The 17,775-nt window shown below is 68.5% G+C and carries 11 protein-coding genes; 7 read left to right on the top strand and 4 right to left on the bottom strand.

Translation table 11 applies throughout. The features are described from left to right. Nucleotides 1-238: 238 nt before the first annotated feature. Nucleotides 239-1,303, top strand: coding sequence for a lytic polysaccharide monooxygenase (locus OG933_RS11895; RefSeq protein WP_405626983.1), 1,065 nt, complete (start codon nt 239-241; stop codon nt 1,301-1,303). Between the two features lie 457 nt (nt 1,304-1,760). On the opposite strand, the gene OG933_RS11890 is transcribed toward OG933_RS11895, so the two are convergent. Continuing rightward, complete coding sequence (locus OG933_RS11890) at nt 1,761-2,753, bottom strand: acetylxylan esterase (RefSeq protein WP_362531197.1); 993 nt, start codon at nt 2,751-2,753, stop codon at nt 1,761-1,763. A 272-nt stretch (nt 2,754-3,025) separates the two neighbouring features. Here OG933_RS11890 and OG933_RS11885 point away from each other — a divergent pair, with 272 nt between their 5' ends. The 6 genes from OG933_RS11885 (at nt 3,026) to OG933_RS11860 (ending at nt 11,069) form a co-directional block, all read left to right on the top strand. Next, a complete protein-coding gene (locus OG933_RS11885) occupies nt 3,026-4,018 on the top strand; it encodes a sugar ABC transporter permease (RefSeq protein ID WP_020125200.1) in 993 nt (330 codons plus the stop codon). Beyond that, nucleotides 4,015-4,929 (top strand): carbohydrate ABC transporter permease, encoded by a 915-nt coding sequence (locus tag OG933_RS11880; RefSeq protein ID WP_405626980.1) that lies wholly within the window; start codon nt 4,015-4,017, stop codon nt 4,927-4,929. Before OG933_RS11885 ends, OG933_RS11880 begins: the two co-directional genes overlap by 4 nt. Nucleotides 4,930-4,962: 33 nt before the next feature. Further along, a complete protein-coding gene (locus OG933_RS11875) occupies nt 4,963-6,618 on the top strand; it encodes an extracellular solute-binding protein (protein WP_405626979.1) in 1,656 nt (551 codons plus the stop codon). After that, nucleotides 6,615-8,123 carry a GH39 family glycosyl hydrolase gene (locus OG933_RS11870; RefSeq protein ID WP_405626977.1) on the top strand — a complete coding sequence of 503 codons (1,509 nt, stop codon included), beginning with the start codon at nt 6,615-6,617 and terminating at the stop codon, nt 8,121-8,123. The genes OG933_RS11875 and OG933_RS11870 overlap by 4 nt, the downstream gene beginning before the upstream one ends. Before the next feature lie 205 nt (nt 8,124-8,328). Then, a complete protein-coding gene (locus OG933_RS11865) occupies nt 8,329-9,015 on the top strand; it encodes a hypothetical protein (protein WP_405626976.1) in 687 nt (228 codons plus the stop codon). Continuing rightward, entirely contained in the window at nt 9,012-11,069 is a 2,058-nt protein-coding gene (locus tag OG933_RS11860; protein ID WP_405626973.1) for a beta-galactosidase, read from the top strand. Before OG933_RS11865 ends, OG933_RS11860 begins: the two co-directional genes overlap by 4 nt. On the opposite strand, the gene OG933_RS11855 is transcribed toward OG933_RS11860, so the two are convergent. The 3 genes from OG933_RS11855 to OG933_RS11845 form a co-directional block, all read right to left on the bottom strand. Then, nucleotides 11,063-13,132 carry an alpha-glucuronidase gene (locus OG933_RS11855; RefSeq protein WP_405626972.1) on the bottom strand — a complete coding sequence of 690 codons (2,070 nt, stop codon included), beginning with the start codon at nt 13,130-13,132 and terminating at the stop codon, nt 11,063-11,065. The genes OG933_RS11860 and OG933_RS11855 overlap by 7 nt on opposite strands. Before the next feature lie 26 nt (nt 13,133-13,158). Beyond that, on the bottom strand, nt 13,159-13,683 hold the full coding sequence (locus tag OG933_RS11850; protein ID WP_362531182.1) for a hypothetical protein: 525 nt from the start codon (nt 13,681-13,683) through the stop codon (nt 13,159-13,161). 109 nt (nt 13,684-13,792) lie between these two features. After that, the gene (locus OG933_RS11845; RefSeq protein WP_405626970.1) at nt 13,793-17,674 is read right to left on the bottom strand and encodes a GH92 family glycosyl hydrolase; all 3,882 of its coding nucleotides are present in this window, start codon (nt 17,672-17,674) and stop codon (nt 13,793-13,795) included. Nucleotides 17,675-17,775 lie beyond the last annotated feature (101 nt).

The following is a 17,775-nucleotide window of genomic DNA, read 5'->3' as shown; positions in this document are numbered from 1 at the left end:
CAGCCGACGTTTCGCAGCAGCGCCGTACGCGCCCGTTTACAAGTGGGCCGTACGGCGCTATCTTCCGCCACAGGTGAAGTGGGAGCGCTCCCACATCTGCTCGTGCCCGGCGGACCGGAACCTGTCGGGCTCGGGTCCGGGAGGCTCCCACTTCACGCCCCCACACCCGCATCCGCAGTGCACCCCATGCACGCACGGTCCGTACACGGAAGGCGGACTCATTGCCATGCAATCTGTCATGATCACGCCAAACTCGGAGTCGAGGTTACGCACCCGGGCCCTCCTCCTCGTCCTCCTCGCCCTGCTGGCCACCGTCCCCGCCCTGGGCCTGATCGTCACGACCGGCGGCAAGGCCGAGGCTCACGGCACCCCCATGAAACCCGGCAGCCGCACGTTCCTGTGCTGGCAGGACGGGTTGACCGATACCGGTGAGATCAAGCCGGTCAACCCCGCCTGCAAGAACGCACAGCAGGTAAGCGGTACCACGCCGTTCTACAACTGGTTCTCGGTACTGCGCTCCGACGGGGCCGGCCGCACCCGCGGCTTCGTGCCGGACGGCGAGTTGTGCAGCGGCGGCAACACCAACTTCACCGGTTTCAATGCGGCCCGCAGCGACTGGCCGCTCACCCATCTCACGTCGGGCGCGAGCGTCGACTTCTCCTACAACGCCTGGGCTGCGCACCCGGGTTGGTTCTACGTCTATGTCACCAAGGACGGCTTCGACCCGACCCAGACCCTCACCTGGGACGCGATGGAGAGCCAGCCCTTCCTCTCCGTCGACCACCCGCCGCTGAACGGCAGCCCGGGCACGGTGGAGGCCAACTACTCCTGGACCGGCCAACTCCCGGCGAACAAGTCCGGCCGGCACATCATCTACATGGTCTGGCAGCGCTCGGACAGTGCCGAGACCTTCTATTCCTGCTCCGACGTCGTCTTCGACGGCGGAAACGGCGAGGTGACCGGCATCCATGAACCGGGCAACCCGACCGAACCCGTTCCCGGTACCTGCACGGCCACTCGGCGGACCACCAACAGCTGGACCGGTGGCTACCAGTCCGAGGTGACCGTCACCAACTCCGGTGACGTTCCGATGCTCGGCTGGATGGTCGACTGGACGCTGCCCGGCGGTCAGTCGGTGGCCAGTCTGTGGAGCGGCAACGCCACGTACAACGGGCAGGCGGTGATGGTCCACAACGCCGACTGGAACGGCTCGTTGAGTCCGGGCCAGAGTGCGACGTTCGGATACGTCGTCTCCGGTTCGGGCGGCGACAGTGCGACGAGCCTTCCCTGCAGGGTCGGCTGATCGGCAAGCAGCTCAGGGCGGGCCCGGTGGGCGGTGAGCCGCACGCCCACCGGGCCCGCGAGCCGGGCCTGCCCCAAGGGGGGAGCGGGGCGGTCCGGGGTGTCCCCGCCCGGACGGTGCCGCGGACGGGGGATCGCGATTCGACAACGTTGTCTGAACGTCGCTCGGACGACCTTACCGGGTCAACGCGTGTAGGAGCCAACCGAGTTGGAAACGGGTTGGCCGGGAAACGCCTGCAGGTGCCCAGGTGCCCAGGTGCCCAGGTGCCCAGGTGCCCAGGTGCCCAGGTGCCCAGGTGCCCAGGTGCCCGAGTGCCAGGTGCCTTCGTGCGTTCTCGCGCAGGGGGTGCGTGATCGCCTCGGCCCGGCGCGTGGAGCCACCCACCGCGGCACCACCCGGATTCTGGCGTGACGCACCGCATCGGCTGTCGCGAGAGGGTGGTGACGTGATGCGGACGTCAGCCGTTCAACGTCGCCGCGAGCCAGTGGAGTTGGCGTGCCACCTGCTCGCCCTCGCCGCCCTCGTGACCGTTGAACGGATACGCGTGCATCTCCCTCCGGGGATCGGCGCCGCCGCTCAGCTCCCCGTACCGGTTGAACGCGGCGTACGCCCCGCTCGGCGGGCAGACCGTGTCGCGCAGGCCGGTGCCGAAGTGGGCGGGGGCCTGGGCGCGGCGGGCGAAGGAAACGCCTTCCATGTAGGAGAGCGTGCGGTAGGCGGTTTCTTCGGTGCCCCGGTGGACCGAGAGGTAGGTGGCGATCTCGCCGTACGGGCCGGCGTCGGTGAGGTCCAGGGCGCGCCGGATCCCGCACAGGAGTGGGGCCGTGACCAGGAGGGCGGTCAGGTCGGGGACCAGGCCCGCGACTGCCAGGGCGAGTCCACCGCCCTGACTGTTGCCGGCGGCGACCGTGCGGGTGGGGTCGACGCCGGGCAGCGCCCGAGCCGCCGTCACCGCTCGGACCGCATCCGTGATCAGACGGCGGTAGTGGTAGTCGTGCGGGGAGCGGAGGCCGCGAGCGGCCGGACCGGGGCCGCCGGGCGCGGTGGCGTGCGGGTCGGGGGTGGCGCCCCCGTTGCCGTACTGGTCGCCCTGGCCGCGGTTGTCCATCAGCAGGTGGGCGTAACCGGCGTTCACCCAGGTCAGGCGCTCGTGAGGGAGGCCGCGGCCACGTCCGTAGCCGACGTACTCGACCACCACCGGAAGGGGTTCCCGAGCGCTTGCCGGCAGGCTGAACCAGGCGCGCACCGGATCCCCCGCGAAGCCCCGGAACGTCACGTCCCAGGTGTTCGTGAGGCGGAGACCGGTTTCGACGGGCCGCACGGACACCAGCGGGGCCGGCTGCCCTGCCTCCTTCAGGGTGTCCCTCCAGAAGGCGTCGAAATCGTCGGGCTCGTCGGGCTCGGGGCGATGTCGTTCCAGCTCCGGCAGTGGCAGGTCGAACGCGGGCACGGGGGCACCTCGCAGGGGGTTGTGGGCGATCGATCGTTGCGTAGGTCGGGCAGAAAATTGCGATGGACCGTAGCACTCAACTTCCCGGTTCTACCCTGCCGGTGACGGAATCCAACACCATGCGCCGTCCCACCAGTCCGCCGTGCAGCACCCATTGACAGCGCTTTCCGTGAGCCCTTACGTTGCCGCAGAGTTACCGGTAAGGGCACGAAAGTTTCGAGATCACACGCTGCGAATCGAGCGTTTCGAAGAACGCCCCGGGAGGCCCGAGCATGAGCACCTCCACCACATCGGCCCCACCCCCAGGAACGCAGGACCCGCCGCCCAAGACCCGGCACGGTCCCGAGCGTCCGGTCACCGCGCGCCGCGGCTGGCGGCGGGCGCTGCGCCGGGACTGGCAGCTGTACTCGCTGGCCGTGCTGCCGCTGCTGTTCTTCCTGGTCTTCCGTTACCTGCCGATGATCGGAAACGTGATCGCGTTCCGCCGCTTCGAACCCGGTGGTTCGATCCTGGGGGAGCAGTGGGTGGGGCTGCGCTATGTGCGGATGTTCCTGACCGACCCCACGTTCTGGCAGGTCTTCCGCAACACCCTGTGGCTCGGCGGACTGACGCTCGTGTTCTGCTTCCCCATCCCGATCGTCCTGGCACTGCTGCTCAACGAGGTACGCCGACGCTCGCTGAAACGGTTCGTGCAATCGGTTTCGTACCTTCCGCACTTCCTATCGGTCGTGATCGTCGCGGGCATCACCATGCAGATGCTGGCCACGGACGGCCCGGTCAACCATGTGCTGGACTGGTTCGGCCACGATCCGGTCCGGTTCATCCAGGAACCCGGCTGGTTCCGCACGATCTACGTCGGCTCGGAGATCTGGCAGACCGCGGGATGGGGAACGATCCTCTACCTCGCCGCGCTCACCACGATCGACGAAGACCTCTACGAGGCCGCCCGGATCGACGGTGCGAGCCGCTGGCGGCAGATCTGGCACGTCACCCTGCCCGGCATCCGCCCCACCATGATCACGTTGCTGATCCTGAACATCGGCACGTTCCTGGCGGTCGGCTTCGAGAAGGTCCTGCTGCTCTACAACCCGCTGACCTACCCGACGGCCGACGTGGTCTCGACCTACCTCTACCGGGCCGGCGTCGAGTCCAACAGCTTCAGCTACGCCGCCGCGATCGGTCTGTTCGAAGCGATCATCGGACTGGTGCTGGTCACCGGCGCGAACCAGCTGTCGCGTCGCACGGTGGGGACGAGCCTGTGGTGAGCCTCCTGACGTCCCGTGCTCCGCGCCCCCGCACCTCCGTGAACCAGCCCACGCGTGGCTACCGCGTCTTCCAGGGCGTGAACGGCGTGATCCTCACCCTGGTCGTGCTGGTGACCCTCTATCCCTTCGTCAACATCATCGCCCGGTCGTTCAGCGGTGAACGTCAGATCCGCGCCGGTGAGGTGACCCTGTGGCCCGAGGGGTTCAACCTCACCACCTACAGAATCGTTTTCCAGGACTCGATGTTCTGGCGAAACTACGGAAACACCGTGCTCTACACGATCGTCTCCACCGTCATCGCCATGGCTCTGACGACCTGTTACGCCTATGTCCTGTCGAAGAGGAACCTCAAGGGGCGGGGCGTTCTCGTCGGCGTCGCCGTGTTCACCATGTTCTTCACCGGCGGGCTGATCCCGAACTACGTCCTGGTCACCAGCCTCGGCCTGAAGAACTCCATATGGGCGATCGCGCTGCCCAACGCGATCAGTGTCTTCAACCTGCTGGTGATGAAGGCGTTCTTCGAGAGCCTGCCCACCGAACTGGAGGAAGCCGCGGAGATCGACGGTCTGAGCACCTACGGCATTCTGCTCAGGGTCGTGCTGCCGCTGTCCAAGGCGGTCATCGCGACGATGGTGCTCTTCTACTCCGTGTCCTTCTGGAACTCCTGGTTCTCCGCATACCTCTACATGGACCGCACCGAACTCATGCCGGCCACCGTCTATCTGCGCAACCTCATCTCCGGTGCCACCACGGGTGGCAACGCGGGCGCCGGTACGGAGCAGCTCAGTCAGGTGGGGGCCAACATCCAGGCGGTCACGATCGTACTGACGTCGCTGCCCATCCTCTGTGTCTACCCGTTCGTCCAGCGCTATTTCGTCTCGGGCGTGATGCTCGGCGCGGTCAAGGGCTGAGAGTCGTCCCTCTTACGGAACAAGGGAGTATCCGTGAAGAACGCCGGTCAGCTGTCCCGACGTCAGATCCTCACCGCCGCAGGCTTCATCGGCCTCGCCACCCTCACCGGGTGCGGCAGCGGCGACGACGGAGAGGACTCCAAGGACCTCTCCAAGAAACAGAACGGCGCGATGAAGGAGTACCGGGCGGGCCAGCAGTTCAAGGCGTCGAAGCCGCTTTCCTTCTCGGTCCTGCACAACAACAACCCGGTCTATCCGTTGAAGGACAACTGGCTGTTCTGGAAGGAACTCACCAAGCGCACCGGTATCACGCTGAAACCCGTTGCCGTCCCGCTGAGCGATTACGAGAAGAAGCGCAGCGTCCTCATCGGCGCGGGCGACGCCCCGTTCCTGATTCCCAAGACGTATCACCCGTCGGAGGTTGCCTTCGTCTCCTCGGGCGCGATCCTGCCGGTCAGCGAGTACGTGCACCTCATGCCCAACTTCCAGGACAAGGTCAGAAAATGGAAGCTGGAACCGGAACTCGACTCCATCAGGCAGTCCGACGGCAAGTACTACCTTCTTCCGGGCCTGCACGAGAAGATCAAGTCCGGCTACTCGCTGTCCTTGCGCACGGATGTCCTCGACAGGCTCGGCCTGAGTCTGCCCACCACCTGGGACGAGGTGTACGACGTCTTCAAGGCGATTAAGGCCGAGTACCCCGATCGCTACCCGTTCACCGATCGCTGGAGCACCAACACCCCTTTCCCGGCAGCCGCGTTGCTCAGCTACCTCGGCCAGGCGTACGGCGTGAGGGCGGGCTGGACCTACGACAACATCAGTTTCGACGCGAAGGCCGGGGAGTTCGTCTTCACCGGCGCCACGGACGGCTACCGCCAGATGATCGAGTACCTGAGGAAACTGGTCGCCGAGAAGCTGATGGACCCGGAGAGTTTCACCCAGACGGACGACGACGCCGTGCAGAAGCTGCTGGGCGAGAAATCCTTCGCGATCAGCGCCAATCCGCAGGAGCTGGTCCAGAACTACCGCTACAACCTGGAGAAACAGGTGAGCGGAGCGAAGATCGAGATGGTGCCGGTACCGCTCGGTCCGGCCGGTCCGGTGGTGATCGGCGGCGCCCGGTTGGAAAACGGTCTCATGGTCTCCAGCAAGGCGCTCAAGAGCGACACCTTCGTCGCGATGATGCAGTTCGTCGACTGGCTCTGGTACTCGGACGAGGGCCAGCGGTTCGCCAAATGGGGCGTCCAGGACGTCACCTACACCCGTGCCGGCGACCAGTACAAACTGGAGCCGGGCATCACCCTCATGGGCTCGGACCCGGATGCCCCGAAGGACCTGCAAAAGGACTACGGCTTCTTCAACGGCGTCTTCACGTACGGCGGCAGCTGGGCGCTGGTCTCCTCTTCCTTCAGCCCGGACGAGAAGAAGTTCCAGGACGCGATGGCCCAACGCGAGCAACTGCCGATCGGCCCGGCCCACCCGTTGCAGTCCGTGGAGCAGGAGCAGGCGTCGCTGTGGGAAACGCCCCTGAGGGACCACGTCACCCAGAACACGCTCAAGTTCGCCATGGGCAAGCGCCCGTTGTCCGAATGGGACGACTACGTCACCGAGTTGAAGGCCAAGAGCATGGATCAGCTCGTCGGCCTGCACAACAAGGCACGTGAACGCTTCAAGAAGGAGAACGGGTGAGTACTGTTCCCGCCGAGCCGACAGGCCGACTCTCCGACGCCTGGCGTTTCTGTGTGGGCACCGGACGGATCGAACTCGCCCTGCGTCGCGACTACCAGGACTCCCTCGCCCTGATCCAGCGCGAAATCGGTTTCCGCTACATTCGCGGCCACGGCCTGCTCAGTGACGGTATGGGCGTGTACCGCCCGTACGACCACGAGGGAACCCACCGCACCCACCACTCCTTCACCTACGTCGACCAGGTCGTTGACGCCTTTCTGTCGGCCGGCATCCGCCCCTTTCTCGAGCTCGGCTTCATGCCCGCGGAACTGGCCTCGGGAAGCCGGACCGTCTTCTGGTGGCAGGGCAATGTCACCCCGCCCCGCTCGCACCGCGAGTGGGCCGACCTGGTGCGCTCCACCCTCGCTCACCTCGTCGACCGCTACGGCCTCGACGAGGTTCGCACCTGGCCGATCGAGGTGTGGAACGAGCCGAACCTGCCCGACTTCTGGCAGGACGCGGACGAAATGGCGTATCACCGCCTGTACGAGGTCACCGCCCACGCGGTGAAGGAGGTGGACGCCGGCCTCCAGGTCGGGGGCCCGGCCGTCTCCCCGGGCGCCGACGACTGGCTGGAGCGGTTCGCCGAGTTCGCAGAGCATCGGGACGTGCCCGTCGACTTCGTGTCGAAGCACGCCTACACCTCCGGCCCCGCGCAGCACGTGCCGTTCGGCGTCCACCAGACCCTTGCCCCGGCCTCCGGCCTGCTCGACCAGTTCGCCACACCCCGTGCACTCCTCAAGGGAACCCGGCTGGCCGAGCTACCGGTGCACATCACGGAGTTCAACTCCTCGTACCGCCCGGACAACCCGATCCACGACACCGCTTTCCACGCCGCTTACCTGGCGCCGGTCCTCGCACACGGCGGTGACCTCGCCGACTCCTTCTCGTACTGGACGTTCAGCGACATGTTCGAGGAAACCGGTGTCCCCACGGCCCTCTTCCACGGCGGGTTCGGGCTGCTCACCCACCGGCAGATCAAGAAACCGACGTACCACCTGTACGCGTTCATGGCGCGGATGGGCCCCGACCTGCTCGCGCGCGGCGACGACCACCTGGTCACCCGCCACCCCGACGGCCGGATCACGGTCCTGGCCTGGGCGCCCGTCGACCCGACCGGCGAGACCCCCGGCCCCGGGCGCCATGCACTGCGGCTGTCCCTCCCGGTCGTGGCGCCTGAGGTCTTCGTCCGCCGGTCCACCGTCGACGACGAGCACGGAAACGCCTACGCCGCCTGGCGGCACATGGGCAGCCCACGCTCACCACGGTCCGGGCAACTGGACATCCTGCACGAGGCCGCCGAACCCGCCCGCAGCCACCGGCGGCTGACCACCCCGGAGGGCCGCGCCGAACTGGACCTCACCCTGTCCCGCCACGAGATCACCCTCGTCGAACTCACCCCGCTCACCGACGAGACCCCTCCCTGGTGGGACGAACGACGGCTGCTCGGCGGGGCGGCGGCATGAGCGCGGTAAGCGCTTCGACACCGCTTTCCGCCCCCGCCGCGTTTCCGGCGAAACGATCTCATGAACCGCCACATGAGGGATTTCGATACCGGTTTCCCGACCCCCCGTCGCCGGCCACTGCGCAGCTGGGCCGCCCGGGCCGCGGGCCGAATGATTCCGGAACCGGTTACCCCCGCCGCAGCCCGCCGACGGCAAGGAAAGCCTCATGAGCACCGCGACCACCGCGGGCGGATTCGGCACCGGACCCCTGTCCCGAGCCGTCGCCCTCCTGCACACCCTCCTCACCGTCGAGGGCCTTCTCCTCGCGACGGCCGCCCCCGGACTGGTCGGCCTGCTCTTCCTGGGCCCCGAACCGGCGAACCTGCCCCTCGCCGCCTGCTGCCTGCTGCCGCTCGGCCCGGCCCTGTCCGCCGCGCTGTACGCCCTGCATCACCGCAGCCGCGACCTCACCGACCTCCACCCGGCCCGCTGCTACCTGCGTGGCTGGCGTCTCAACGTCTTTCCCGCGCTGAAGCTCTGGGCACCCCTGCTGGCCTGGCTCACCGTGATCGCGTTCACCCTCACCCACTTCGCCGCCACCGGCCTGCCCGGCTGGTGGGCGGTGCTGCTCGGGGTGATCGGCGTGGCTGCGCTCCTCTGGGGCGCCCACGCGCTCGTCCTCACCTCGCTGTTCGCCTTCCGCGCCCGTGACACCGCCCGGCTCGCCGCGTACTTCCTGCTCCGGCGGGGCCGCGCCACCCTCGCCGCAGCCTCCCTGCTCGTCCTGGTCGGCGCTCTGACCGCCCTGCTCACGGAAGCCCTGCCCGCCCTGCTGGCCGCACCGCTGCTGCTCTCCCTGCTGAGGTCGAGCGGCCCGGTGATCGCCGAGACCCAGGAGGACTTCACCGTATGACCGAGCCCGACACCGGAAACGACGCCGGAAACGACGGCCGTCTCCCGCGCACCGACAGGATCCCGTACGGCGGCGACTACAACCCCGAGCAGTGGCCGCAGGACGTCCGGGACGAGGACCACCGTCTGTTCACCCAGGCCGGAGTGGACACGCTCACCGTGGGTGTCTTCATCTGGTCGCTCACTCAACCTGACGAAAGCGTCTACGACTTCACGATCCTCGACGGCATCCTCGACCGCGCCGCCGCCGAGGGCCGGCAGATCTGCCTCGCCACCGGGACCGCCGCCGTCCCGCCCTGGCTCGCGAAGAAGTACCCCGAGGTGAACCGCACCGACTTCGAGGGCCGCCGGCACCGCTACGGCCAACGGCACAACTTCTGCCCCAGTTCACCCGCGTACCGTCGACTCGCCACGGCTCTGGCCGGCCGTCTCGCCGAACGGTACGTCGACCACCCGGCGTTGCTGGCCTGGCACATCAACAACGAGTACGGCGGAACCTGTTACTGCGACCTGTGCGCCGACGCCTTTCGCGGTTGGCTGCGCGAGCGGCACGGCACGCTCGACGCGCTCAACGACGCATGGTGGACGACCTTTTGGTCGCACCGCTACACCGACTGGGACCAGATCGAGCCGCCGAGCGCTCTCACCGAACACTGGCGCGGCCCCGACCACACCGCCTTCCAGGGCATCACCCTCGACTACCAGCGCTTCATGACGGAGGCCCTGCTCGGCTGCTTCACCGGTGAGAAGGAGGCGATCCGCGCCCACGACCCCGACACACCCGTCACCACCAACCTCATGGGCGCCTACCGTCCGCTCGACTACCACCGTTGGGCGCCCCATCTCGACTTCGCCTCCTGGGACAACTACCCGCCCCTCGACGCCCCGCCCACCCGGCCCGCCCTCGCCCACGACCTGATGCGCGGCCTCAAGGACGGTGCCCCGTTCTGGCTGATGGAGCAGACCCCGTCCACCACCGCCTGCCGCGACGTCAACCCGCTGCGCCGCCCGGGCGAACTCCGTCTCGCCACCTGGCAGGCCATCGCCCACGGGGCGGACGCCGCCCTGTACTTCCAGATGCGCGCTTCACGTGGCGCCTGCGAGAAGTACCACGGCGCCGTCATCGGCCACGGGGGCCGCGACGACACCCGCGTGTTCCGTGAAGTCGCCGCCCTCGGCCGGGAACTGGGCGAGCTCGGAGCGGCCACCCTGGGTGCCCGGACCCCGGCCCGCACCGCGCTCCTCTTCGACTGGGACAGCTGGTGGGCGCTGGAGATCTCCGACGGCCCCTCGCGACTGGTCCGGTACCAGGACGTCGTACACGCTTACTACCGAGCCGCCCGTGAGGCAGGAGCCGACGTCGATGTCGTGGCGGTGACCGCCGATCTCACGCCGTACGACGTGGTCCTCGCCCCCGTACTCCACCTCGTCAAGGGAGACCTGGCGGAACGCCTCGAGGCGGTGGCCCGACGAGGCGGAACCGTCCTCGCCACCTTCCTCACCGCCCGCTCCGACGAACACGACCGCGCCTTCCTCGCCGACGTCCCCGGCCCGCTGGCCCCGCTCATGGGTATCCGCGTCGATGAATGGGACGCCCGGCAGGGCGAGGCCGAACAGCCAGTACAGCTGGGGGATCTGGTGGCGCGGGCCCGGCTCGTCTTCGAGCTCGTCCAGCTCCGCGGCGCCGAACCGGTCGCCACCTACGGCGCCGACTTCTACGCCGGCACCCCGGCCGTCACCCGGCACCACTTCGGCGCCGGCCAGGCCTGGTACGTGGCGACCGCCCTCGACCAGCCCGGCGTCGACCACGTCGTCCGCCAGGTGCTCGCCCGCCACGACCTGATCGGCCCCTACGCCGACCACCACACCGTCGAGACCGCCACCCGCGTCACACCGGACGGAACCCGTCTCCTCTTTCTCCTCAACCACGCAGCTGAGCCGGCCTCGTTGCCCGCCCACACAGCCGCGACCGACCTCCTCACCGGCAAACGGCTCGAACAGGGCGACGTGCTCACCCTGGACCCGCTGGGCGTGGCTCTCCTCCGGCTTCAGTAGATCGTGCGTCCCCGAGCGTCCGGGATTCCGGACTTCCGCAGGAAGTAGCTGTTCACCTGGTCCCGCCACTCGCGTGCGCCGCGCACCTGCTCCTCGTACCGTTCCGCCACGCGCGCGTGCCACGCCGGCTCCACCAGGTCCGCGAGGCCCGCCCACACCCGGCGGGCCTCCTCGGCTTCCTCCACGCCTTCGAAGTGCGTGTCGTAGATATGCTGCACAACCGTTTTCCCGCTCCTCAGCACATGCCCGTACGGCACATGGTGGAAGAACAGCAGCAGTTCGTCCGGACACGACGCGGCGGACTCGTACAGCTCGGCCCAGGGCTTGGCGTACTGCGCCGCATACCCCGTGCCGGTGGCCGCGCTCCGGTCGACGCCGATCCCGTCCCGGTCCGCGAAGTGGTACGTCCCCCACGGGCTGTACTCGTAGCCGTCGACACTCGGCCCGTAGTGGTGGCCCGGCTGCACCATGAAGCCGACGCCGAGCGGCGCGGTGTACTTCTCGTACGTCCGCCAGGAGCCGTGCAGCACCGCCCGCAGCCCGGCGGCCAGCCGCTCCGAGGCTGAGGGGAAGGTGAGCGCGATCCACTCGTCCAGGATCCGATGCGGGTCGGCAGCCGGTTGCCACGCGAGCCGGCCGAAGGTGTAGAGGTTCGCCTGTGCCAGCGGATGCCCGGTCCAGAACGGGTCGTCACCGGCATTGGCCACCGCCACGAGCCCGCCCCGCGACAACTCCGCGACGCTCGGGCGCGGTTCACCCTCCGGCCGGAAGCGCAGCGCCTCGCTCCACATGGGACCCAGCCAACACACATGCCGTTGCTGCCCGGTGTACTCCTGAGTGGCCTGCACCTCCACTGCGACCCGGGTGCGCGGCAGGGCTCCCAGCACCGGCGAGACCGGCTCACGCACCTGGAAGTCCATCGGCCCGTGCTTCACCTGGAGCACGGCGTTACCCGCGAACTTCCCGTCCAGCGAGGCGAAATGGTCGTATGCGGCCCGCGCCCGGTCCGTCGAACGGTCCCGCCAGTCCTGGTGGTGGTCGTACACGAACGCCCGCCAGTGGACGGTGCCGCCGTGCGGAGCGAGTACCGCGGCCAGCATGTTCGCGCCGTCCGCGTGTGAGCGGCCGTAGGTGAACGGGCCCGGCTGGCCCTCCGAGTCGGCCTTCACCACGAACCCGCCGAAGTCGGGGATCGCGCAGTACACACCTCGTACGGCCTTCGCCCACCAGCCGCGCACCGCCTCGTCCAGCGGGTCGGCGGTGGCCAGTCCGCCGAGCACGACCGGCGCGGCGAAGGTCACGGACAGATGGGTGCGGATCCCGTACGGACGCAACGCTCGTGCGATATCAGCGACTTCGCCGATCCGGTCGGTCAGGAGGTGCGCCTCGGTCTCGTGCACGTTGACGTTGTTGACCGAGACGGCGTTGATCCCGCAGGCCGCGAGAAGTCTGGCGTACGCCCGTACCCGCTCCGACTCGTGCCGGGCTCGTCCGTTCTCCCAGAAGAGCGAGCCGCCCGCGTACCCGCGCTCCACCTGGCCCATCACCGGATGCACGGCCACGTTGTCCCAGTGGTCCAGCATCCGCAGTGCCGTCGACGGGCGGTGTGCCTCACGCTCTCGCGTGCTCCGGAAGGCGTCCTCACCGAGCCGTACGACATGGAACAGGCCGTACAGCAAGCCGGGTTGACCGGTGGCGGTGACGGTGGTGGTTCCGTCGGCGCGCTCAAGGACGAACCCCTCTGCGCCGAGTTCACCGACACCAGCCGGGCCACCTGGGCCACCGACACCTCCGGGACCCGGACCGGTGTCACCGGAGCCACCTGTCTCCGCCACCCGCAGCACGAGGTCGTACGAGGACGGGGCGCCCGGTTCGCCTCGGTCCCGTACGACCACCTCGCCGCCGAACTGAGCGCAGGCGTAAGCCACTTCACCGTGCACCGTGTCGACCAGCGGGCCCACGCCGTCGACCAGCGTTCGCCGGCTGCCCACCGGCCGGAAGGCCTCCGGCGGCAGCCAGGCGGGGTCGATCCCCTCGGGCAGGACGGGCACGGTGAGCGGCATGGTCCCTCCGGGTGGTCCGGGCTTGCCTAGGCGATGGCCGAGCCGGTGCCGCGGGCTGCGCCGATGAGGTCGGTGAGAGCCGCGTCGTCGTAGACGGAGATGTCGACGTAAGCGCCTTCGGGCAGGTCGAAGTCGATGACCTGGTAGTCCAGCACCGCCGTGGTCCCGGGCGGGCTGAAGGTGCCCAGGTTGTGGCTCACGCCGCCGGAGGTGTAGCCGACCTTGACGTAGTACGTGTCACCGTCGTTCGCGGTGTCGTACACCCACAGCTTCTCGTCGTTGGGGTGGAACTCCACCTTGCCGACGAACGCCCCCGAGCTGGTCAGCTCCATCTTCACGGCCTGGCCGCCGGCGTCGTTCGCGAAGTACGTGTTGTCGAACGGGTCGGTGAGGTTGCCGCCGCTGCACGGGCAGTTGTCGGTGTCGTAGTAGTAGGCCTGGAACACCGGGTTGGGGCTGTACGCCTGCGCCGGAGCCGCTGTCGCGAACAGGGCCCCCGCTCCCAGCGCCGCACCCGCGAGCAGTCCCGTGAACCGTCTGATGATGCTCATGTTCCGTTTTCCCCCTCCATGACGGGCCGCCCGGTGTCCGCGGGCGGCCTGATCATTCTGGAAGACGCGTGACGCCCGGTACAGCACGCCGTCGCTGTTGGTTACCAGATCAAGACAACAACTCCACTTCGGCGAGGCTGACTTGGCTCGCTCCGGCTCCGGCGGGAGCTTTGCTCGTCGCGCCCTCGGTGCCCAGCTCTCTCGGTTCGCCCTCGGTGCCCGCCCCTCCCGTGTCGCCGTCGAGGACCAGCCGGTAGTGCGCGTACGTGCCCGGCCGCTCGATCGTGAAGGCACGTGTCTGCCGGTCCCACGGGAAGGTCTCGCCGACGCGCCGGTCCAGGTCGGTCCACGTCAGGCCGTCTGCGGAGCCCTGGAGTACCCAACTCGTCGGCGCCTGGGTGTGGTCGGCCGATGTGAGGGTGTACTGCACCGCTTTGGTACCGGTGGTGACCGGCAGGTCGAGCGCGCCCGACACCGTCTCCTGCGTTGCCGACGTGTCGTCGAACAGTGCGCCCGCTCCCTTCAGCACGTCGGTGTGCGGCGCCGGCACCTTGTCGTCCTGCGTGATCGAAACCGGCCCCGCGTTCTTTCCGGACCCCCACGACGAGGGCCGCGGTCCCATGTCGAACTCCAGGACGCCACCCTTGGCAAGCAGCGTGTGGGGCAGAGAAGTCGACGTCCAGGCACGGCCGTTGACCTTCAGGCCCTGTACGTACACGTTCTTGGCGTTGTTCTTCGGCGCCTTGACGACCAGGTCCTTGCCGTTCTCCAGGTGCACGGTCGCCTTGGTGAACAACGGTGACCCGACGGCGTATTCGCCGCTTCCCATCACCAGCGGGTAGAAGCCGAGCGCGGAGAACAGATACCAGGCCGACTGCTCGCCGTTGTCCTCGTCGCCGTGGTACCCCTGCCCGATCGAGCTGCCCGTGTAGAGCCGTGCGAGCACCTCGCGGGCCTTCGCCTGTGCCTTCCACGGCTGCCCGGCCGCGTCGTACATGTAGATCGCGTGGTGGGCGACCTGGTTGGAGTGCCCGTACATGCCCATCCGCACGTCCCGCGCCTCGGTCATCTCATGGATGACGCCGCCGTACGAACCCACAAACTCTGGGGAAGCGGTTTCCGGGGTGGCGAAGTAGGTGTCGAGCTTCTTCGCCAGACCGTCCCGGCCGCCGTACAGGTTGGCCAGGCCGCGGCTGTCCTGCGGGGCGGTGAAGGCGTAGCCCCAGCCGTTGGTCTCGGTGTAGTCGTAGCCCCACACCCGCGGGTCGTAGGTCTGCGACGGCACCCGCCAGTCGCCCTTCTCGTCTTTCCCCTGGAAGAACCCGGCCTTCGTGTCGAAGAGGTGCACATAGCCCTGCGCGCGGTTGAGGAAGTAGTCGGCTTCCTCCTGGTAGCGCTTCTCGCCGGTCTGCCGGTACAGGGCCTGGCCCATGCGGGCGATGCCGTAGTCGTTGAGGTAGCCCTCCAGCGCCCACGACAGACCCTCGTGCGTCGCCGTGCCGGTGTAGCCGAGGAAGGGCGAGGTGGACATGCCCTTGCGGCCCACTCCCGACGCCGGGGGCACGACCGTCGCGTTCTTGAGGGCCGCCTCGTACGCCGACTTGGCGTCGAAGCCGACTCCCTTGACGAACGCGTCCGCGAAGGCGACGTCGGACGAGGTGCCGGTCATCAGGTCGGCGTACCCGGGCGACGACCAGCGCGAGGTCCAGCCGCCGTCCTTGTACTGCTGGACGAACCCGTCGGTCAGCACACCGGCCTGAGTGGGTGTCAGCAGGGAGTAGGCCGGCCAGGTCGTCCGGTAGGTGTCCCAGAAACCGTTGTTCACGTACACCTTGCCGTCCACGATCTTCGCGCCGGTGTGCGTCGGGGTGTCCGGGCCCGGCATCGGGGAGAAGGGCGACGCGTACTGGTACGTCGAACCGACCTTTTCGAAACCGGAGTTGGGGTACAGGTAGAGCCGGTACAGGCTGGAGTACAGCGTCGTGAGCTGGTCCTGGCTCGCGCCCTCGACCTCCACGGTGCCGAGGAGCTTGTCCCACTGCCGCTGTGCGCGCTGCTTGACCGTGTCGAAGTCGGTGTCCTGCGGGATCTCCTGGCGGAGGTTGTCGCGGGCCTGGTCGACGCTGATGAGGGAGGTCGCCAGGCGCAGGGTGACCGTGCGGTCGGCGCCCGCGTCGAAACGCAGGTAACCCTTTACCCCGCTCGATGAACCCTCCGTCACCGGGGCGTCGAACTCGCCGTACACGAACAGCCGGGTCGCTCCCGTCGACAGTCCCGACTTCACGTCCGAGTAACCGGTGACGACGCCTGCTTCCTTGTCCAGGGTCAACCCCGCCTGGTCGGTCACGTTGTCGAAGACGACGCTCGCGTCCGAGCCCGGGTAGGTGAAGCGCAGGGCGGCCGCATGGTCGGTCGGTGCCATCTCCGCTGTGAGACCGTTCTCGAAACGGACTCCGTAGTAGTACGGGCGGGCGGTCTCGTTCACATGCCGGAAGGGCAGGGCCCGTGCCGTCCGCCCGGTGTCCGGGACGCCTGCCGCGGCCGACGGCATCATCTGGAAGGTCTGCCGGTCGCCCATCCACGGACTCGGCTCGTGACTCGCGCTGAACGCCTGGATCGTCGACAGGTTGTCCGCGTTGTTGGCCCGCGCGTAGTCGTACAGCCAGCCGAGCGAGGACGCGTTGGTCACCGGCGTCCAGAAGTTGAAGCCGTGCGGCACGGCCGTGGCGGGAAACGTGTTTCCGCGCGAGAAGCTCCCGCTGGAGTTGGTGCCGCGGGTGGTCACCGCGTAGTCCGACTTATGCGCTTTCGCCGCCTCAGGGGCGGGCGTGCGCAGCGCGATGTCGTCCACCCAGCCCCTGAACCGGGCCGGCCCGCCGGGGGAGTCGTAGGCGATGAGAATCCGGTCGACGGTCTTCCCGGCCGCCACCGTCCCGATCGCGGACTTCACGTCGTTCCACTGGTTGGCGTACAGCACCTTCCCGGCGCCCTGCCCGCGAGGCGACAACGGGAAGCCGTACTGATCGCTGGCCCCGAGCCCGCTCAGATACGTGCCGTCCGTGAAAGCAAGGTCCACGGAAACGTTTGTCGCGGCGTAGTCGCGGTCGCCGTCCGCCATCCCGGGGAAGATCCGGTACGCCAGCTGTGTGCGGGTGCCGACCCGGACATTCACGTCGAAAACCTTGTTGTACGAGTAGGCCCGGCCGGAAGCGGTGTGCCGACCCGCGTAACGCAGCGCACGGCGCCCGCTGAACCCGGCGCCCGCCTTCGCGGTCGGTGAGCCGCTCGGGCCCCGGTCGACGACGGTGAGCATGTCCGGCGGGACGGGCCCGTCGCTGCCGCCCGTGCCGAACCGCACGTCGGCGAGCTGGAGGATCCCGGCGCCGTGGTTGCGGGTGACCTCCAGCCGGAAGCGCCGATACTCGGCCGGGGCCGCGAGCGTGTAGGTACGGGTCTGGAACCGTTCGGCGAAGGCCTCCCCGGAGCGGGTGTCCAGGGGGGTCCAGGCGGTGCCGTCCGCCGAGCCCGAGAGGGTCCAGTCGGCGGGGTCGCGCTCGGCGGAGTCATTGGCCGAGGTGAGTGCGTAAGCGTTTACCCGCGCGGGCTCGTCGAGGTCGAACTCGACCCACCCGGTGGACGCGAACGCCAGCCACTTGGTGCTCGCCTCGCCGTCGACGAGATTCTCCTTCACCTCGCCACCGGCCGTGTTCTCCGCGCTCGCCCGGACGTCCGTGACCCGGTCGGTCACATCGCCGGGGAGCCCGCCGCCGTAGCCGCCGTCCACCCCCGAGGCCCGCTTGCCGCCGCCCGGCGTGGTGTCGACGGTGCTCTGCCAGTCGGGGGCGTGTTCACCCGCCTCGAAGGACGAGGCGAACCCCCGGCCCGGTATCGGCACCGGGGAGGGCAGTGCGACCGCCGTCCCCTGTGCGCCGACCGTCATGACCAGAGCAGCCGTGATCACGACCGCCCGCAACCGCCCCAACCGCTGCATGCGTGAGCACCCTCCCCGCGCCGGACAACGCCCCGGACAACGTTGTCCTCCTGGTTGCGCAGGAATCAGTAGGTGGCCAAGTGGACAGTGATGTCAAGGAT

Source organism: Streptomyces sp. NBC_00016 (assembly GCF_045040885.1).
Classification (GTDB): Bacteria; Actinomycetota; Actinomycetes; order Streptomycetales; family Streptomycetaceae; genus Streptomyces; species Streptomyces coriariae.
The sequence above is the reverse complement of the archived record's forward strand: the minus strand, read 5'-3'. Positions and strand labels throughout refer to the sequence as shown.

Bases quoted from the DNA above. Each gene is read 5' to 3' on its own strand.
- OG933_RS11895 (WP_405626983.1), top strand. From the start codon at position 239: ATGATCACGCCAAACTCGGAGTCGAGGTTACGCACCCGGGCCCTCCTC.
- OG933_RS11885 (WP_020125200.1), top strand. From the start codon at position 3,026: ATGAGCACCTCCACCACATCGGCCCCACCCCCAGGAACGCAGGACCCG.
- OG933_RS11865 (WP_405626976.1), top strand. From the start codon at position 8,329: ATGAGCACCGCGACCACCGCGGGCGGATTCGGCACCGGACCCCTGTCC.
- OG933_RS11860 (WP_405626973.1), top strand. From the start codon at position 9,012: ATGACCGAGCCCGACACCGGAAACGACGCCGGAAACGACGGCCGTCTC.
- OG933_RS11855 (WP_405626972.1), bottom strand. From the start codon at position 13,132: ATGCCGCTCACCGTGCCCGTCCTGCCCGAGGGGATCGACCCCGCCTGG.
- OG933_RS11850 (WP_362531182.1), bottom strand. From the start codon at position 13,683: ATGAGCATCATCAGACGGTTCACGGGACTGCTCGCGGGTGCGGCGCTG.
- OG933_RS11845 (WP_405626970.1), bottom strand. From the start codon at position 17,674: ATGCAGCGGTTGGGGCGGTTGCGGGCGGTCGTGATCACGGCTGCTCTG.